Here is a 292-nt window from a genome sequence, read left to right on the forward strand (position 1 = left end):
GTGCCCTTGAGTGCCTCGACCTGGATGCGCATGGCGCTGACGCCCGGGTCTTCGGCAAAGCGAGCCTTGACACGGGTGGCCACGGTGGCGTCGTCGACGTACTGGCCTACGGTGGTCTGGCCGCTGGTGACGGCGCACCCGGTGGTGGTGAGCGCGCTCAGGGCGACCAGGGTGGCGATGAGGATGTTCTTCATGGGGCGTCTCCTTGAGGCGAGGCGGTGTGCTCGCCGACCTGGAAACGCAAGGTGCGTGCCCAGGCTTCAGATCGAGGCGCAGTGACCCTCAGTTCAAC

The 292-nt window shown here is 66.8% G+C and carries 1 protein-coding gene; it reads right to left on the reverse strand.

The features are described 5' to 3' along the window. Nucleotides 1–194, reverse strand: a 194-nt coding sequence (locus AC0IY1_RS25360; protein WP_471773343.1) for a hypothetical protein, incomplete at its 3' end; no start/stop codon positions are given. Nucleotides 195–292: the final 98 nt, after the last annotated feature.

Source organism: Methylobacterium sp. AC690 (assembly GCF_979256535.1).